This is a genomic window from Rhizobacter sp. P3_B12 (assembly GCF_056402895.1).
In genome coordinates this window covers 1-1,246 of record NZ_JBFUGN010001382.1, presented here as the reverse complement: position 1 = coordinate 1,246, position 1,246 = coordinate 1, and the positions used below count along the sequence as shown (strand labels likewise).

Below are 1,246 nucleotides of genomic sequence, written 5' to 3'. Positions count from 1 at the left end.
CCCTCGGCCTGTCCGAGCCCCTGCTGCGTGCCGTTCACGAACAGGGCTACACCGTTCCCACTCCCATCCAGGCACAGGCCATCCCGGCCGTGCTGTCCGGCGGCGACCTGCTCGCCGGCGCCCAGACCGGCACCGGCAAGACCGCCGGCTTCACGCTGCCGATGCTGCAGCGCCTGTCGGCCAAGCCGGCGGTGCGCGACGCACGCGGCAAGCTGCCGATCCGCGCGCTGATCCTCACGCCCACCCGCGAACTCGCGGCGCAGGTCGAAGAGAGCGTGCGCACCTACGGCAAGTACCTGCAGCTCACCTCGATGGTGATGTTCGGCGGCGTCGGCATGCAGCCGCAGATCGACCGCCTGCGCAAGGGCGTCGACATCCTGGTGGCCACGCCCGGCCGCCTGCTCGACCACCACCAGCAGCGCACGCTCGACCTGAGCCACGTCGAGATCTTCGTGCTAGACGAAGCCGATCGCATGCTCGACATGGGCTTCATCCACGACATCAAGAAGGTGCTGGCCATCGTGCCGGCGCAGAAGCAGAGCCTGCTGTTCTCGGCCACCTTCAGCGACGAGATCAAGACGCTCGCCGACCGCCTGCTGAACAAGCCGGCGCTGATCGAAGTGGCGCGCCGCAACCAGACCAACGACGCGATCGCGCAGAAGGTGCATCCGGTCGGCCGCGAGATGAAGAAAGAGCTGCTGACGCACCTGATCAAGTCGAACGACTGGAACCAGGTGCTGGTCTTCACGCGCATGAAGCACGGCGCGAACCGGCTGGTCGAGCACCTGCTGAAGCAGGACATCAGCGCGATGGCGATCCACGGCAACAAGAGCCAGAGCGCGCGCACCAAGGCGCTGGCCGACTTCAAGACCGGCGACCTGCAGGTGCTGGTGGCCACCGACATCGCGGCGCGCGGCATCGACATCGACCAGCTGCCACACGTCGTCAACTTCGAGCTGCCGAACGTGCCCGAGGACTACGTGCACCGCATCGGCCGCACCGGCCGCGCGGGTGCGCAGGGCGAAGCGGTGTCGCTGGTGTGCGTCGACGAGAACGGCTTCCTGCGCGACATCGAGAAGCTGATCAAGCGCGAGATCCCGAAAGAGAACGTGCCGGGCTTCGAGCCGAGTGCCAATGAGCGTCCCGAGCCGATCGTGCTCGGCCGCATGGTGATCGGCGAAGGCGCCGGCCGCGGCGGCCATCGGCATGCCGGCGGTGGTGGCGGTGGCGGCCGCGGTGCAGGTGG

Annotated in this window: 1 protein-coding gene; it reads left to right on the top strand. The window is 68.1% G+C overall.

Annotation, left to right across the window (positions count from 1 at the left end; translation table 11 throughout):
* A partial coding sequence (locus AC1D01_RS35425) for a DEAD/DEAH box helicase (protein WP_477874308.1) occupies positions 1-1,246 on the top strand: 1,246 nt, incomplete at both ends.